At 39.7% G+C, this 17,498-nt stretch carries 14 protein-coding genes and 1 tRNA gene; 6 read left to right on the top strand and 9 right to left on the bottom strand.

All coding sequences use genetic code 11. From position 1 onward, the window contains the following. Positions 1 to 20: 20 nt before the first annotated feature. Entirely contained in the window at positions 21 to 914 is an 894-nt protein-coding gene (locus DC498_RS00195; RefSeq protein WP_116872106.1) for a Ca2+-dependent phosphoinositide-specific phospholipase C, read from the top strand. A 587-nt stretch (positions 915 to 1,501) separates the two neighbouring features. Then, the gene (locus DC498_RS00190; RefSeq protein ID WP_116872105.1) at positions 1,502 to 1,897 is read left to right on the top strand and encodes a GreA/GreB family elongation factor; all 396 of its coding nucleotides are present in this window, start codon (positions 1,502 to 1,504) and stop codon (positions 1,895 to 1,897) included. A 148-nt stretch (positions 1,898 to 2,045) separates the two neighbouring features. On the opposite strand, the gene DC498_RS00185 is transcribed toward DC498_RS00190, so the two are convergent. Beyond that, a complete protein-coding gene (locus DC498_RS00185) occupies positions 2,046 to 2,774 on the bottom strand; it encodes a cellulase (RefSeq protein WP_206197488.1) in 729 nt (242 codons plus the stop codon). 95 nt (positions 2,775 to 2,869) lie between these two features. Next, a complete protein-coding gene (gene serA, locus DC498_RS00180; RefSeq protein ID WP_116872103.1) occupies positions 2,870 to 4,108 on the bottom strand; it encodes a phosphoglycerate dehydrogenase in 1,239 nt (412 codons plus the stop codon). Between the two features lie 68 nt (positions 4,109 to 4,176). On the opposite strand from serA, the gene DC498_RS00175 reads away from it, so the two are divergent. The 3 genes from DC498_RS00175 to DC498_RS00165 all read left to right on the top strand — a co-directional run bounded on the left by DC498_RS00175 (position 4,177) and on the right by DC498_RS00165 (position 8,769). Beyond that, positions 4,177 to 5,352 (top strand): serine hydrolase domain-containing protein, encoded by a 1,176-nt coding sequence (locus DC498_RS00175; protein ID WP_116872102.1) that lies wholly within the window; start codon positions 4,177 to 4,179, stop codon positions 5,350 to 5,352. 255 nt (positions 5,353 to 5,607) lie between these two features. Further along, complete coding sequence (locus tag DC498_RS00170; RefSeq protein WP_116872101.1) at positions 5,608 to 6,597, top strand: pyruvate dehydrogenase complex E1 component subunit beta; 990 nt, start codon at positions 5,608 to 5,610, stop codon at positions 6,595 to 6,597. Between the two features lie 96 nt (positions 6,598 to 6,693). Beyond that, on the top strand, positions 6,694 to 8,769 hold the full coding sequence (locus DC498_RS00165; protein ID WP_133176718.1) for a TonB-dependent receptor: 2,076 nt from the start codon (positions 6,694 to 6,696) through the stop codon (positions 8,767 to 8,769). A gap of 3 nt (positions 8,770 to 8,772) precedes the next feature. Here DC498_RS00165 and DC498_RS26030 read toward each other — a convergent pair whose 3' ends face one another. The 3 genes from DC498_RS26030 to DC498_RS00155 all read right to left on the bottom strand — a co-directional run bounded on the left by DC498_RS26030 (position 8,773) and on the right by DC498_RS00155 (position 11,559). Beyond that, complete coding sequence (locus tag DC498_RS26030) at positions 8,773 to 8,919, bottom strand: hypothetical protein (RefSeq protein WP_165813701.1); 147 nt, start codon at positions 8,917 to 8,919, stop codon at positions 8,773 to 8,775. Between the two features lie 250 nt (positions 8,920 to 9,169). Next, positions 9,170 to 11,296, bottom strand: coding sequence for a carboxy terminal-processing peptidase (locus tag DC498_RS00160; protein ID WP_116872552.1), 2,127 nt, complete (start codon positions 11,294 to 11,296; stop codon positions 9,170 to 9,172). A gap of 189 nt (positions 11,297 to 11,485) precedes the next feature. Continuing rightward, positions 11,486 to 11,559, bottom strand: a tRNA-His gene (locus DC498_RS00155). Between the two features lie 218 nt (positions 11,560 to 11,777). Between DC498_RS00155 and DC498_RS00150 the strand changes: the two genes are divergently transcribed. Then, the gene (locus tag DC498_RS00150; RefSeq protein WP_116872099.1) at positions 11,778 to 14,393 is read left to right on the top strand and encodes a TonB-dependent receptor domain-containing protein; all 2,616 of its coding nucleotides are present in this window, start codon (positions 11,778 to 11,780) and stop codon (positions 14,391 to 14,393) included. A 186-nt stretch (positions 14,394 to 14,579) separates the two neighbouring features. Here the strand turns inward: DC498_RS00150 and ygiD are convergent, their stop codons facing one another. Genes ygiD through DC498_RS00130 form a run of 4 tightly spaced genes read right to left on the bottom strand, consistent with a single transcriptional unit; the run spans position 14,580 to position 17,442 of the window. Further along, positions 14,580 to 15,467 (bottom strand): 4,5-DOPA dioxygenase extradiol, encoded by an 888-nt coding sequence (ygiD, locus tag DC498_RS00145; protein ID WP_240627795.1) that lies wholly within the window; start codon positions 15,465 to 15,467, stop codon positions 14,580 to 14,582. Between the two features lie 21 nt (positions 15,468 to 15,488). Then, positions 15,489 to 16,139, bottom strand: a complete 651-nt coding sequence (locus DC498_RS00140; protein WP_116872098.1) for an NAD(P)-dependent oxidoreductase — start codon at positions 16,137 to 16,139, stop codon at positions 15,489 to 15,491. A 23-nt stretch (positions 16,140 to 16,162) separates the two neighbouring features. Continuing rightward, complete coding sequence (locus DC498_RS00135) at positions 16,163 to 16,735, bottom strand: YceI family protein (protein ID WP_116872097.1); 573 nt, start codon at positions 16,733 to 16,735, stop codon at positions 16,163 to 16,165. Positions 16,736 to 16,779: 44 nt separating this feature from the next. Then, on the bottom strand, positions 16,780 to 17,442 hold the full coding sequence (locus tag DC498_RS00130; RefSeq protein WP_116872096.1) for an NADPH-dependent F420 reductase: 663 nt from the start codon (positions 17,440 to 17,442) through the stop codon (positions 16,780 to 16,782). Between the last annotated feature and the right edge of the window lie 56 nt (positions 17,443 to 17,498).

Genomic DNA, 17,498 nt, shown 5'->3' with positions numbered 1-17,498 from the left:
AATCATTTTAAATTGGTTTTATGAGTAAATATTTCATCATACTTTCTATTTTTATTTCTTCTTTTAGGGCAAGTTCGCAGCAAATAGAATACAACAAAAACTATTCTTTAGCTTGTCATAATTGTTATCTTCCTAACCTAGCAAATAAAATAGAAGATGTTTTTTCATATACTACTTCAATTGAGATAGATATTTGGGATAACGAAGTTGCCTCTGGTTTGTTGGGCACAATTTTAGGGAGTAATAAAATGAATAAAGATTGGTATGTAAAACACGAACCCCATAAAAAAGGCAATTTAAACTGTTGTGGCGGCACTTTTCAAAGTTGTTTAAGTAGGATTAAACTTTGGAGCGATGAAAATCCAAATCATAATGTGATTACAATATTTATTGATAAAAAAGAAAACTGGAGCGATAATAATGAGACTAGGAAACCCAGTGATTTGGATGACTTAATTTTGAGAACCTTTACCAAAGAAAAAATATTTACCCCTTTTATGCTGTTAAAAGAAAAAACGAACTTAAAAGAAGCTTTATTAGTTAGTAAATGGCCAACCCTAGATTCACTAAAAGGTAAATTTATTTTCGTTATAACAAATGGCACAGAGATAACGTCAAGAAATCCTTTGGATGAGTATCTTTCTTCTCAAAAACAAAACTCTATCTGCTTTGTTGCACCTGAAATTCATACTGAAAACGAAATTGCAAATCCTCTTAATATTTCTCAAACAAACTCATCAAATGTTATATTCTATAACTTGAAGTATAATTCCAAACTATTGGCAAATAAGTTGAACTCATTAAATTATTTAAGTAGGGTTTATGGCTCACCCGAGACAATAGACACATATAATGAGTTGGTTAAAGGGAAAGTAAATTTTATTGCAATTGACAATTATAAACTTGCCAAATAGAAACACAGCAGGCAACATTGGTATCCTATGTACCAATAAACCATTGAGAAGTGATATGTAAAGTTATTAATTATTTTTCCATATTAATTATTTCTCCCCGGTGGATTTTAGCGGTGTGTGTAAAATAATGCGTTGCTCAGCGACAATATACTATCAAGAGGTTTTTAACGCATTATTTTATGCACATCATAAACTAAATGCATTTGATCATTTATAGTGAAATGTTAATCTCAAAAATTAAAGGTCTTATCTACTTTTGCCCAGCACCTCAAAATTATTAATTAGCCCTTAATGCACGTCCTGCCTGCACACCCCATAATATTTCGTATCTTTGCTCCAATGTACAGGTATAGATTTAATCATATCACTTATCATTCTGATTCTTCACTTTCGTTAAACCGCATTGTTCCTTTTGCGGGTAAGCGCCTGTATGCTTTTTCAAATCCCAAAGACTTTAATAAGTAAGCCCCGGCAACTGCCTTAAGTTCCGGGGGATATAAATGTATGCTTTGCCTGGCGGCAAAGTGGATTGGTATGTTGTTAGCACATGCCGTAATTATTTTTATTGATATTAATTAAAGTTCATAATGGAAAACAAATTTATATTATTACACGAAGACAAGGAATTACTTACAAAAGCGTTGGAAACTGACAGGCAGTTCACTCTATTGAGCGATGCAGAAAAAACCGGCATCAAAAACAGGCTTGCCAATGCAGAACTGGTAACAACAGCAGACTTTCCCAATAATGTTTCCCGGCTGTATGATGTTATAACGCTCCGGAATGTTCATTTGCGACAGAACATCCAGTACAAGATCGTTCCACCTGATGAAAGAGATGACTGGAAGGGCAAAATATCGGCGATCTCCCCGTTTGGTATCCTGCTGATGGGTGTTACTAAGGGACAGGCTATCGTATTGCAAACCAGCAAAAAGAAAAAGCATTACGTAGTAATGGAAGTCCGCAACGCGATGTATATATAAAGTCCGCCACGGATGCACGAATGTATGGTCAATTAAAAGGCCTCATTCGTGTATTTGGTGGCTTTGTTGTATGCAAAAATCATTCTGTCGCGTAGGTCAGGGAACCTGTGCCCAATCATTACCTATTTAAAAAACACCAGTAGCTCGCCTATTCCAGATGCCTCTTTGCCCACATTTCAATCAATTCATTGTGATCAGAATGCCATGCTTTTTTATATAGCTCACGAACTACGTTCAGCCATTGTTGTTTACGGTCATCTTTGCTGCCAATATCTTCTGTGCCTCCATTAGCTTTATAATCTTCACGGGTGGTACTGCTGATGCGTGCATACTGACCGGTTTGTGGTTTTATATCTTCATTGGTACTGCGCAAATAAAAATCGAGCTGCTCCGGGGTACAGGTTTTATCCTTTGGCCACATCGTACTGTCTTTAATATACACCGTTACGCCGTCTTTAAAAACATAAGGCTCCTGGAAATCTTTGGTGTACTGATCTTCATATACTACACCCTTTACCGGGAACTGTGCGTTGGACTGCCCGTCAATCCATTTCAACAACCGGTAGGTATAAGCCGTATCCAGACTGTGTTTTGCAACCCAGCAGGCATTGGCTACCCAAATAGCCAGCTTTTCAGGAGAAGGATTTAAGAGATATACTTTTCCTGTTTTGGGCTTGCCGGTATAAAGGTCATTACCCGTTTGATATGTATATAATTTCACCGGGAAGCCTTCCCAGCCGGGGATAGTATCTGTTTCAAGCACAAACTGCTGAACCATGTACGCATGGCTCAGCACGATCTTTGCTTTTTGCACCAAAGCGTCAAAACTATCCCTGAAATAAGCATCAGGGATAGTTGGTGTTTGTGCTTTCAGCATGACTGAGCATGTTACCATCAATAACAAAACGGGAATATTTCGCATAAGCCTGGAGGGTTCAAAGAGGCAGCTGTTTCTGGTATAACTGCGACAGCTTAATACAACATCCTCACCTTAATCGTTTCCTTAATATCCTTCAGCAATTCCATTGCTTCTTTTGAAAGATGCTTATCAACATCAAGCACAACATAACCTATTTCATCATTGGTTTTAAGGTATTGTCCCAAAATGTTGATGTGGTGAGATGATAATTGCGTATTGATCTGCGAAAGTACACCCGGCACGTTTTTGTGAATATGTAAGATGCGGTGCGCACCTTCCTGCAGTGGCAAAGCCAGTTCAGGCACGGTGTGTGAGCCTGTTGTAATACCTGTTTCAAGAAAATTGATCAGCTTCATACTTACATCTTCGCCAATATTAGCCTGGGCTTCTTCTGTTGAACCTCCGATATGTGGCGTTAATATAACATTCGGGAGATTTTGAAGAGGTGTTGTAAATGTATCGCCATTTTTTTCTGGCTCAACAGGGTATACATCAATAGCTGCGCCGGAAAGCTGACTACTTTTTAAAGCAGCGCTTAATGCATTCAGGTCAACCACTTCGCCCCTCGCATAATTAATAAGTATACTTCCTTGTTTAAAATGTTTTATAACAGCTGCAGAGATGAGGTTTTTGGTTTGTGCTGTTTCTGGCACGTGAAGGGTTATGATATCCGCTTCAGACACTACTTCTTTAATACTTTTTCTTGCTTGGGCATTACCAAGCGGTAATCTTGTAACAACATCATAAAAGATCACTTTCATGCCAAAAGCTTCAGCCAGCACACTTACCTGTGCACCTATATTGCCATATCCTATAATGCCCAGTGTTTTGCCGCGAAGCTCATAGCTGCCTTTTGCGTCTTTCATCCATTTGCCTTCGTGGGCAGCTTTGTTCTTATCCGGAATACGGCGTATGAGCATAACCGATAGTCCTATTACCAATTCAGCAACTGATCTTGTATTTGAATAAGGAGCATTAAAAACGGAAATCCCTTGTTCGGTTGCTTTATTTAAATTTACCTGGTTTACACCTATACAGAAACAGCCTATAGCCTGTAATTTGGAAGCAGCACTGAGAACAGCCGGCGTTATTTGCGATTTGGAACGAATACCCAGCATATGTACATCCTTCACGGCTTTGATCAATTCTTCTTCGGGTAATGCACCTGTTATTTTTTTGATGGAAGTGTATCCGGCTTGTTTAAAATTCTGAACGGCAAGGTCGCTTATGTTTTCGAGCAGTAAAATGTTAATTTTTTCTTTTGGATAACTGGTCCGCTTTTTGTCAGTCATATTTTTATTTAAAATTGGCGCAAAAATACTAACTTATTGCCTTTTTACGTTTTTTTGACATAAATCCAATGAGAAGCTGTTCATTTATCCATATTATTATTTTTTCTTTCCTTATATCCGGGTGCTATTATACTACTATTGATAAGAAAAAGCCGGTAACGGCGGAGCCACCAGCCGACGCTTTAAATATTTCGGTTGATTCCAGTATTTCTAAAGCGGAATTGGCAAGATATTATAGTGCTGCCCAGGAGTTTTATGAAAATACGCTCGAAAAAAGCCACTTCAACGGAGAGTTCCTGGTAGCTAAAAAAGGTGAAATCATTTTTGAAAAATATAGCGGCTATGGTCATTCAGACCAAAAAGACCCGCTTACGGAAAATAGTGCGCTTCATCTTGCATCTGTATCCAAAACCTTTACGGCAATGGCTACTCTAAAGTTGTGGGAAGAAGGGAAACTCCAGATTAATGATGAGGTGTCTGCTTATCTCACCGGTTTTCCTTACAAAGGTGTAACAATAAAAACCTTGCTTAATCATAGAAGCGGTTTGCCAAATTACGTGCATGTGATGGAGCAACTGGGCTGGAATAAAAAGAAAATTGTAACCAACCAGGATGTCCTGCAATTTTTGATTGAAAAGAAGAAAAACCTGCAGGTTGGTGCGCCGGATCGTTCATTCCATTATTGTAATACCAACTATGCACTGCTCGCATTGATCATTGAAAAGGTAAGTGGTGTACTTTATCCTCAATTCATTTACGAAAACTTTTTTGCCCCGCTTGGCATGACGAACAGTTATGTATTTACCATGTCTGATTCTGCCAGGTCTTTACCATCTTATAACTATAAAAATAAGCAGGAAGCATTTACCTTTTTAGATGCAGTATATGGGGATAAGAATATATATAGTACTGTTCGCGACCTGCTGAAATGGGAAACAGCACTTAGCTATGGCAATATGTTTAAGCAGGCTACACTCGATTCAGCTTATAAAGGGTATAGTTACGAAAAGAAGGGCATTAAAAATTATGGATTAGGCTGGCGTATGCTGGAATATCCCAATAACGACAAAATCATCTTTCATAATGGATGGTGGCATGGCAATAACACTGTATTTGCCCGCCTGATCAAAGATTCAGCTACCATAATTATTCTTGGTAATAAATACAATCGCAATATTTACCAGGCTAAAAAGCTTTTTACAGCTTTTGGTGATTACGAAACCGAGGAGGAAACAGAAGAGTAAGCTCACCCTTTTATCCCTCTCCATACGATGGCGAGGGATGATGCTGAAGGGCAAATCCATTCTTTAGATTCTTCCACATCATCAATATTAATCAACCGGACTAAATGTTTTCCGATTACTATATTACTGTGTTTTCACATTTCTACATTTCCACACTTCCACATTCTCACATTTCCAGATTTTCCACATTTCTCTTGTTTTTGGTTATCTGCCACAGTTCCAATATTTTTGCTCTCCTCAAACCAGAAATACAGCATGGCAAATCGTGTAATACAATTTCGTGAAGCGCTTCGTGAAGCAATGAGTGAAGAAATGCGTCGTGATGAACGTGTTTACCTGATGGGAGAAGAAGTGGCAGAATATAATGGCGCTTATAAAGTGAGCCAGGGAATGTTAGATGAATTTGGACCCAAAAGAGTTATTGATACACCCATTTCAGAATTAGGCTTTACGGCAGTAGCTGTAGGATCTGCTCAAAATGGTCTGCGCCCTATAGTGGAGTATATGACATGGAACTTTGCGGTGCTGCCACTCGACCAAATTCTCAATACCGCTTCTAAAATGCTGGCAATGAGCGGGGGACAGGTTGGTTGCCCTATTGTATTCCGTGGGCCAAACGGCTCTGCGGGTCAGCTAGGCGCTCAGCACTCTACTGCTTTTGAAAGCTTATATGCTAATATACCTGGTCTTAAAGTGATTTCCGTTTCTAATCCATACGATGCAAAAGGGCTTTTAAAAAGCGCTATCCGCGATGATGACCCGGTTATTTTTATGGAAAGTGAGGTGATGTATGGTGATAAAGGTGAGGTTCCTGAAGAAGAATATCTTATCCCGATAGGTAAGGCCGATATCAAACGGGCCGGCAGCGATGTGACCATTGTATCGTTCAATAAAATGATGAAGGTGGCTTTGGGTGCTGCTGAAGAACTGGCAAAAGAAAATATCAATGCTGAAGTTATTGATTTGCGTACTATCCGCCCGCTCGACTGGCATACTGTACTGGAATCTGTAAAGAAAACCAACAGGCTGGTAATTGTAGAAGAACAATGGCCGTTCGCCTCTGTTTCTTCTGAGCTGGCTTACACGATCCAGAAAGAAGGGTTTGATTACCTTGATGCGCCTGTGCGCAGAATTACCAGTGCGGATGCGCCAATGCACTATGCGCCAAACCTTGTGGCAGCATATTTGCCCGATGTGCCGAGAACCGTAAAGCTGGTAAAGGAAGTGATGTATTTGAAAAAATAAAAATTCATTATCAGGTACCGCCTGATTGCTAAAATATTGTTTCTTCCCGGAGTAAAACACTTCGGGATTTTTTTTGAATATCTTTATTCCTCATTAATGAAGACTAATCTCTTTATATTATTCCTGCTGGTTTCTTCAAATGCATTTGCGCAAAGCGCAGTATCAGATACCATTCCTGCCCTTTCAGAAATAGTGATACAGGGGTTTGAAACAAACCGCAAACTCCTTGAAACACCTGTATCGGCAGGCGTTATTACTTCAAGGGATCTGCAGAAATTTTCAACCGTTTCTATGCTGCCTGCCATTAATATGACGCCAGGGGTAAGAATGGAAGAGCGCTCCCCGGGCAGTTACCGCCTGAGCATACGCGGCAGCCTGTTGCGTTCTCCTTTTGGGGTGCGTAATATTAAGGTGTACTGGAATGATATTCCTTTTACTGATGCCGGAGGCAATACTTATTTCAATCTTATTGATCAGAATACGATTGGTCAAATTGAGATTTTGAAAGGACCGGGCAGCAGCATGTATGGCGCAAATACCGGTGGTGTAATCATCTTACATAGTAACGAAAATCAGTTTGATGCAGATAAACATGATGCTGATTCTCATCAATTGCAAGCCCAGGTGAGCGGAGGTTCTTATGGTTTGTTTGGAGAAAATCTGCAATGGAAATATACCGGTAAAAAAATCAGCTCCTCATTTACACAGAGCCATATACAGGCAGACGGATACCGGGAGAACAGCCGGTTAAGAAGAGACGTAGTGCAATGGAATGGAGCAGCACAATTATCCGGAAAAGATAAATTATCCTGGATATTGATGTATGCAGACATGTATTACCAAACTCCTGGCGGATTAACGCTTCAGCAAATGAATGATAACCCCAGGCAGGCAAGACCATCAACGCCTGTGATTGCCGGAGCCAAAGAGCAAAAAGCAGCTATTTATAATAAAACACCATTTACAGGATTAAGTAATCAGCATGTTTTTAATGAACATTGGAGTAATACCACATCAGTTACCTTTTCCTATACTGATTTCAAAAACCCGTTTATCCTGAATTATGAAAAACGGTATGAAACCAATGTGGGTGTCCGTACAAAGTTTAGCTATCATAAGGTGTTGGGTATTCATGATATTAAAATAACTACCGGTGCAGAGTGGCAGTATAATTATTCTGTGATCAATAATTATGACAATAAAGGGGGAGTGGCAGATGCCGTGCAGTATAAAGATAAGATAGGCGCCAGACAGGTTTATCCTTTTATACAAGGCGGGTGGCAGATAGGAGAGAAGGTTCAGTTGCAGGCAGGCGCAAGTACCAATTTCTTTACTTATCATTATCAGCGCCTGACGGATGTGGATGATGCAAAAAAGAAAAAAGTATTGAATGAACAATTATTGCCACGGTTTGCGGCATTATACCGCATCACCAAAAATCTTTCGCTGTATTCTTCTGTAAGCAAAGGTTTTTCTCCGCCTTCAATTGCAGAAGTAAGACCTTCTGAAGGAAGTATCTATACCAATCTTAAACCTGAATATGGCTGGAATTATGAGCTTGGTTTCAGAGGAAAAACGGCTGACAGCAGGTTGCAGTTTGATATAGTGGCTTACCAGTTTAAGCTGCAGGATGCTTTAGTGCGCAGAACGGATAATAACGGCGCGGAGTATTTTGTAAATGCCGGGGGAACGGATCAAAAAGGATTGGAATTTTCTGCCGGTTATACGGTTATTCAGCGCAATGAAGGATTTGTACGTTCCCTGCAACTATCGGGCAGTGCAACACTGAATGATTTCAGGTTTACCCATTACCAGGTAAATGGTAAAGATTATTCCGGCAATGCTTTAACCGGGGTGGCAAAGCATATATATAGTGGTGGTATAGATATGAGAACAGCGCCGGGCTTGTATCTGTTTTCTTCTTTTGTGTATACATCAAAACTACCCCTGCTGGATGATAATACTGTTTTTGCTTCGCCTTACAGATTGCTTTCAGCAAGATTGGGTTGGCTTAAAAAGATTAATGCATTGTCTTTTAACCTTTTTGCAGGTATAGACAATGCATTAAATCAGTTGTATAGCCTCGGAAACGATATAAATGCTGCAGGAAACAGATTTTACAACCCTGCTCCCGGGCGTAATTATTACGGAGGTATAGCAATTAACTTTTAACCTTTAGAACATTGTTGCCAGGGAAGATACACCTATTGCAAAAGCATAGCATATTCCCATACAAAATGCTGCCAGCAAGCCTAATTTGGCTACTAATTTCCAGGTAGGGATTTCAACTGTCTGATGAGCTCTTAAAGCTTGAGTTTTCATGGATTAAAATTTTAGTATTTACAAGGATATTATTACAACGTAAAATTAAACAGCATTGGTATATTATGCAACTCGTTGAAAGTAAAAAAGCAGGCGCTTACCCTAATTTAGCATTTGCTAAAGTATTTTTTTTGAAAAAATCAGAATAATATCACCGCAAACAGGGCCGTGGCGAATATTTATAAGCTATAAATTATAAAAGCTGCTTTTTAAGGCAGCTTTTATACGGAGAATATTTGGAATCTATTGATTACTTCGACTTTGCAATAGCATTCTGGCTTATAATATTATTCATGATATTTACTGTTTCATTCAGGTAGATATCAGTTTTAAGTCCTTTAAGCCATAATTTCTGACGTTCCAGCTTAGCCGTATCAGAACCAACCTTTGCAACATCCTGTTCTATCAGTTCCACAGGATTTTCTTTTTCTGTTTTCATGAGAGATTCAATTTGTTTGGCAATGGTCTTGATCTCTTTCTGCTCTTCCTGGTATTTTTTAAGGTTAAGGGTATATACACCATCGTTCAATTTTGACAGTAGCTCCGTGTTCTTTTTTATTTCATTAAACACATTGTTGTTGCTTATTCTTTCTTCTTCAACTTTGCTGATAGATTGCACTGATGAGCTTGTGCTCCAGGGCGTATATTTAGCTTTTGTGATTTCATCCCATTTCAATGCATCCGGGTTATCCTTTTCGCGCAGTTTAAAATACTCATACTGGTCCGGAATTACAATATCAGGCGTTACTCCTTTTAATTGTGTGGATCCGCCATTGATCCTGTAAAACTTCTGTAGTGTAAGTTTTACTGTTCCCAGGTTTGCATCATCTCCTGCCCCGGGCAGTAAACTTCTTCCGCCATCCAAACCTATATTTCTTTGCACGGTGCCTTTTCCGTAGGTAGAAGTGCTGCCTATTATGATCCCCCTGTGATAATCCTGGATGGCAGCCGCGAAGATCTCAGAAGCCGAAGCGCTGAATTCATTTACCATCACCGCCAACGGACCTTCATACAACACTCCTTTATCCTTATCTTTTAAAACAGATGGATTGCCATCCCTGTCTTTTACCTGAACAATAGGACCTTCATCAATAAACAATCCTACCATTTGTACCACATCAAATAATGAACCGCCTCCATTATTACGCAGATCCATGATAATACCGTCAATATTTTCAGCTTTCAGCTTTTTAATTTCATTGGCTACATCCTCCGCACATCTTGCACCATTAGGTTGCTCCCAGTCTGCATAAAATTCGGGAAGATATATATACCCGATCTTACGGCTTCCTTCATTAACGATAGCACTTCTGGCAAATGTTTCTTCAAGCTTTATTTCATCCCTTACAAGCGTAACCACCTTTGTGCTGCCATCAGATTTTTTAAGGGTGAGCTTTACTACAGTGCCTTTTTTACCGCGAATTATTTTTACCGCATCTTCTGTATCGTAACCGGTCATATCCTGTGGTTCTTCATCTGCCTGTCCTACTTTGCTAATAATATCTCCCACCTGAACTTCTCCTGATTTCCATGCAGGGCTGCCGGTAACCAATGTCATGATTTTAATATTCCCGTCTTCCTGACGCAGGGAAGCACCTATACCATAAAACCTGCCGCTCATTTGTTCATCAAAAGATCTTTTTTCTAGCGGTGGAAAAAATGTGGTATGCGGATCCATACAGGAAGTAATGGTATTGGCCAGATAGTTAAACCTGTCTTCCTCCGTAAACCTGGTCTTTAAGCGTTCCGCTATCCGGTCTGTAGCCTGAAGTACTTTTTCTCTCGCTTCTTTTTCCATATCGGCATCTGTCCGTACCTTTTCTTTAGATGCTTTATTTTTTTCATTAGTGGCAATAAGATCAGCATAACGAACCAGTGCCTGGTATTTTAATCTTTTACGCCAGATTTCATTACGTTCTTTCTCGTTAGCAGGGAAACTTGACTTCTCTTTATCATCTACTAAAGTTTCATTAGCAGTAAAATCAAATGGCTTTGTAAGCATCTCTTTATAAGAAGAGAGATATTCCTGGAGGCGTTTTTTGTATACCTCCTCTATCGCGTAAAACGATTGAAGAGGCGCTCCATGAATTTCATCGTCAATTTTATCTTCATATTTTTTTAGCTGGTCAATATCTGACTGAAGAAATAATTGTTTTTCCGGATCAATGGCTTCGAGGTATTTTTTAAATACTTCTTTTGAGAAACCATCATCGATCTTTTTAGGGCTGTAATGTCCCTGTTCAAGCATCATTCCAACCTGTCTGAGTATCTTTTCATATTTCGTAGGCGGATTACCAAGTCCATTTGTTTGAAACGCTACGAAGACTCCTGCTATAACAATCACCAGCAGGAAAGGCAAAGTTTTTTTATTAAACATAAGCTTCAACACTTTTTGCATACTCAAAAATAACGGAAATAATACGGTATTGTTGCCGGAAATGCAAATCCCTTAGCTAAGGATTTGTAAATATTCACGAACGGCAATATCATGAATACTAATTCCCTGTAACAATATATGAATGGAAGAGGGAAATAAAAAAGCGGTATAAAATACCGCTTTAAGCCGGGTGGCTAACCGGGCTCGAACCGGCGACCCTCAGAACCACAATCTGATGCTCTAACCAACTGAGCTACAGCCACCATTATGAGGCTGCAAAAATAGATGAAAAACTGATTGAGGCAAAATTTCAATAAAGCTTTATTTATCCTTTTATATTCATTCACCAGGAACACATAAAGCGGGGTTAAACCGCTATTTTACCTGAATGAAAATAATGTTGTATAAATGCCTGAATACCTTTAACGTTCATTAACTTAAATAGCTTTGAAACCTCCATTTGTATTTGCAATTTTGCAGGATGAAAAAATATTTACTACTTTCTTTTTTTGTGCTGAGTGCTTTTGCCGTATTATCTCAAAACAGGCCAATGGGAGCCAGACAGGGGGGCGGAGGAATGAACGCAGGAAGGTTTTATGGTAAGATTGTGGATGTAGCGAATAATAAGGGTATTGATGCGGCGTCAGTTCAGTTGATGCAATCAAGGAGGGATTCTGCTACCGGCAAACAAAGAGATGTGTCTGTAGCCGGTCAGTTAACTACTTCAAAAGGAAATTTTAGTCTTGAAAACTTACCTGTAAGAGGAACATTCAGGCTTTTGATCACGGCAATAGGATATACACCCATAGATACAACTGTAGGATTTAGTCTCCAGGGAGGAGCCAGCTCCGCAGATGCACTTGATAAAGATCTGGGTAATATTAAAATGACCGCTGATGTACAGCAGTTAAGCGAAGTAAAAGTTGTTGCTTCCAAACCCATGTTCCAGATGGGAGTAGACAGGAAAATATTTAATGTAGATAAGAATATTGTAACTACGGGGCAAACCGCTACGGAAATAATGAAGAACGTGCCCGGCGTAAATGTTGATATTGACGGAAATGTAACGTTGAGAAATGCGTCTCCAACCATTTTTGTAGATGGCAGACCAACTACCATGACGCTTGATCAGCTTCCCGCCGATGCTATTGAAAGCGTGGAGATCATAACAAATCCTTCTGCCAGGTTTGATGCTTCCGGCGGTACTGCGGGCATTCTTAATGTTATACTGAAAAAAAATCGCAAAGCAGGCTATAATGGTAATATAAGAGCAGGTATAGATTCCCGCGCAAGGGTAAATCTTGGCGGAGATATCAACATTAAACAAGGCAAGGTGAATTTTTTTGCAGGGCTTAATTTTAACCAACGTAAAAGTATAAGCGAAGGCAATACCTATCGTGAAAATATATATGCTGATAAATCAGAAAATACTATTCTTAATCAGTCGAGCAACAGCACTAATAAAGGTCAGTTTATATTTGGCCGGGTTGGGTTTGATTACTTCATGGATAACCGCAATACGCTGACGGTATCCTTTACTTCACCACATGGGCAATTCAATTCAGCCCAGGATGATAATATTCATATAGATACGCTTTCCACTCCTGTGAAAACTCAAAATGCCATCAGGCAGACCAATACGAAAAGAAAGTTCGACAGCTACGAACCTGCTATCGGGTTTAAACATTTATTTCCAAAATCAGGAAGGGAACTAACGGCGGATATTAATTTTAATGCGAATAAAAATTCTAATACAGGCAGCTACATAACCACTTATTATGACGATAATGGAGCTAAGCTGCCGAATCCCGGGCTACAATTACTGAATGGTTCAGGCACCAGCAAAAACTGGACAGTACAAACAGATTTTGTAACGCCTGTTTCAAAAGGTAAGCTGGAAACAGGTATGCGTGCCGCCATCAGAAATACAAAAACTATTTCTGAAAACTCATCTTACGATTATAATATCGGGCAATATATTGTAATTCCGTCTGCCAGCACAAACTATAAGTATAACGACCAGGTATATGCGGCATATTCAACCTATTCCAATAAAATGGGCGAATCATTTACTTACCAGTTGGGTTTGCGCGTAGAAAGCTCAAATTATAAAGGAACATTAATAAGTACTGGAGAACAGTTTTCAAACAAATACCCGTTGCAATTTTTCCCAAGTTTATTTCTTACCAAAAGCTTTAAGCCAGGTCAGGATCTGCAACTCAATTATTCCCGCAGAATCAACCGTCCTAACTTTTGGCAATTAATTCCTTTTTACGACGTGTCTGACCTGTTGAATATAAGTGTAGGCAACCCGGGGTTAAAACCAGAGTTCACCAATTCTTTTGAACTTAACTATACACAATCGCTGGGTGGAGGTCATAGCCTGCTTACTTCTGCTTACTTTAAACAAACCAACAACCTTATTACACAATATCAAAGCCGCCAGTATAATGTGCCGTTGCCCGATGGAAAACTTGATTCGGCTATGGTAATATCTTATATCAATGCTAACTCCAGTCGCTCTTACGGGCTTGAGCTTACGTCTAAAAACCCGCTTGCCAAATGGGCGGATGTTACTACCAACCTTAATTTTTATAATGCAAGAATTGATAACAGTGGTTTAGATTCTGCATTGGGAGTAAACGACAGGTGGGCTTTTTTTGGAAAGATGAATTTCAATTTTAAGCTGCCCGCTAACTTTACTATTCAGCTTTCCGGCGATTATCAATCAAAAACCCTGGTGCCACAAGGTGGTGGTGGCGGAAGGCGCGGTGGTGGTGGTGGTTTCTTTGGCGGAGCGAGTGGCGCTTCACAAGGATATATCAATCCTAATTATGGTATAGACCTGGCTGTTCGTAAGGAATTTATGAAAGATAAAAGAGCGGCGATCACCCTGAGTGTAAATGATCTTTTCAAAACCCGTAAATATTCTGCCCATTCTGAAAACAGTTATTTTATTCAGGATATGTGGAGAAGAAGAGACTGGCAGATTGTACGTTTAAACTTCTCCTATCGCTTCGGTAAGTTTGATGTATCGCTGTTCAAAAGAAAAAATAACAGAAATATCGGAGACGGTAATGATGATATGAACCAGTAGTATTATTAAACTGGTGTAAAAAATATTAAAAAGCCATTGATAAAATTTCAATGGCTTTTTCTTTTATGCCAGGTAAAGAAGTTATAACCCTAAAATAAAACAAGAGCTACAGAAGTAACTCTTGTTTTGCATTCAGCTTATGCCGAGGTGCAGATATTTTCTCATGTTAAACACAATTAATATTCCTTAGTTAGCAAATTTTACCGACGTCATAGTAAGAGAGCCTGCCACTGCTTTATCATTAAAAAAAGATACACTGTCTTTACTGCCTTTTAAACCCAGCGTATACAACAATGGCAGGTAATGCTCTGGTGTAGGTATAGCAAGCTTTGCTGCTGTTCCTAAAGTTTCATATTTAATAAGTTGTTGATGATCTCCGGCAGTAATGAGGTTTTTGAATGTATCATTCATCTGCAATGCCCAGTCGTATCCAAAACCGGGAGTTTCCAATTTATCCCAGGCAATCATGCGCAGGTTATGTACCATATTACCACTACCAATAATTAAAACGCCCTTCTTACGCAGTGCGTATAATTCCCGGGCAAGTTCATAATGGTATTGGGGTGCTTTCGTATAGTCAATACTCAATTGCAGCACCGGTATATTGGCTTCCGGGTACATGTGCCTGATCACGGTCCATGCGCCATGATCCAATCCCCAGTCGTGATTCAGTTCAACATGTGCGGAATGCAGCAACTCAGCGGTTTCTTTTGCCAGTTCGGGACTGCCCGGCGCATTGTACTGCACATCAAAAAGTGGCTGTGGAAATCCTCCAAAATCATGTATGGTCGCAGGGAAATCCATCGCGGTAATTTTTGTGCCGTTGGTAAACCAATGGGCAGACACTACAAGCACTGCAGAAGGCGTTGGAATATCTTTTGCCATCGCTCTCCATCTTGCTGAAAATTCATTATCCTCAATACCATTCATAGGAGAGCCATGCCCGATAAATAATACGGGCATCAGCTGCTCCTGTTCTTTCAGTCCGGATGTGAACCGGTTAAAAGCTGATAATGTTGTCATACCTGCTACTCCTGCAATAATTGTTTTTATAAAATGCTTTCGGTACATCATAAAAATCCGCTGATCGTTGTTTTAATACGCGATAGTGAATCTTTGTTTGATGTGCTTTGGATGTTCAAGTTCATCTGCTATAGCAACGGCTGTGTCTTCTACAGAAATAATGCTTTTACCATTTTCATCAAATACCGGCTCATCTTTGCCTGTTCTGTAGTGACCCTTTCTTACACCGGATGTTCCCTGGTGCATTTCAATAGCAGGGCTTAAAAATGTCCAGTCTAAGGTTTGTTCATTCTGTATATAAGTAAGATAATCTCTTGCTGCAAGCGCTCCTGGTTTCCATTCTGCCGGAAACTGGGGCGTATCAATCAACTGCACTCCCGGTGCTATAAATAAGCTTCCCGCGCCGCCTACTACAATAAACCTTTTTACGCCTGATGCTTTTACGGCTTCCTGTATTGCCTTTGCGCCTTTCAAAAAAGCATTATACAAATCCGGATTTGTCCAGCCTGCATTATATGTGCTTATTACAGCGTCATGCCTTTTCAGTATCTCTTCCAGTTCTTTTACATCCAGTACATCTGCTTTTACCGCAGTTACACCCGCTTCCTTACTTACTTTTTCTGGGTTACGCGCAATAGCGGTTACAATATGTCCTCTTTGGACCAGTTCATGCAATACTGCAGTGCCTACAAATCCTGAAGCGCCTATTAATGCTACTTTCATATTTTAAATTTTAGATGAATACTTTATTGTATAAACTCCCCGTCTGCTTTAATGCGCACTTCGTCGCTTACCATTGGTGCCGGGAATTTATCGCCAACATGAAAATCTGAACGCTTAATGGTGCCTGTTAACTGGAAGCCTGCTGTTGGTTTTTTGCTCATCGGGTTTTCAATAGTGCCCCTGTATAATAAATCCATGGTTACTTTTTGGGTAATACCGTGAATGGTTAAATCTCCCGTTAATTTAAAGTTGTTTTTACCGGCAGGCTTAATACTGGTACTTTTAAATGTGATGTCCGGGTATTGAGCCACATCAAAAAAATCAGGGCTTTTAAGGTGGTCATTCCGCTGCTGCACCCGCGTATCGATAGACGCTGTTTTAGCGGTTAATTCAAAAACAGCATCACTGAAATCAGGTTTGGCTGATTGTACGGTTACCTCAAAATCATTAAAAGTGCCGGACACATCTGAAACGCCAAGATGCGTAACGGTAAATGCCAGTTGTGAATGCGGAGGATCATTTTTCCATATCCCGCTTAAAGTTGTAAAAGCTGTTAACGCGAGAAAAGCCGTTGCGATAAGAACAAATTTTTTCATGATTTGTGTTTTAGTAAATGTTTGAATAAATAATTATTGAAATATTAATTGTGCAAAATTTTCCAGCCTGCATGCCAGTTGTAATTGTATTTTAAACCAAGCTGAATAAGCAGTAACTGCATGTTTTCAAGTGTTCTGCTTACGGAAAGATCTCCGGCTATAACCGGGTTAAAACCTATTGTGTTTACCAATGCTGCAACGGTTTCCAGGGCTTCTTCATCATTGCCTGCAATGAAAGCATCCACTTTTTTTCCATCAATAACAGGTGAAGCAAAATCCTGGGCGAAAGTGGTATTAAAAGCCTTTATCACTTTTGCATGAGGCAGCAGTTGCTGAAGTTCTTCGGCTGCACTGGTATCAGGCGTAGTAACCAGTCCGTTAAATGTATTGTTTAAAGGATTGGCAATGCTTATAACAATTTTCTGATTAGCAACTTCTTTTATCTTCTCCGCAATATTTTTTTCAGCATTATACGGAACGGCAACAATAATAATATCAGCCTCCCAGGAGGCGTGCATTGAACATGGCATAGCCTCCACATCCGCGGAAGGATTTACTGCGTGAATTTCTTTAATGACAGGCTGTACCTTGTCGGTGTTTTCGGTATATAACAGTAACCGGTAATTGCCTTTTGACAGGCTTTTGGCAATAGCTGAACCCATATTACCTGAGGCACCGATTATTGCTATGGTTTGCTTTGTCTTCATTTTCTTTCTTTTTAGACAAGGCAAAATTAGTATGCTGCAATGCGTTCATCCATTGC

This window comes from Terrimonas sp. (genome assembly GCF_003075435.1).
Taxonomy (GTDB): domain Bacteria; phylum Bacteroidota; class Bacteroidia; order Chitinophagales; family Chitinophagaceae; genus Agriterribacter.
The sequence above is the reverse complement of the archived record's forward strand: the minus strand, read 5'-3'. Positions and strand labels throughout refer to the sequence as shown.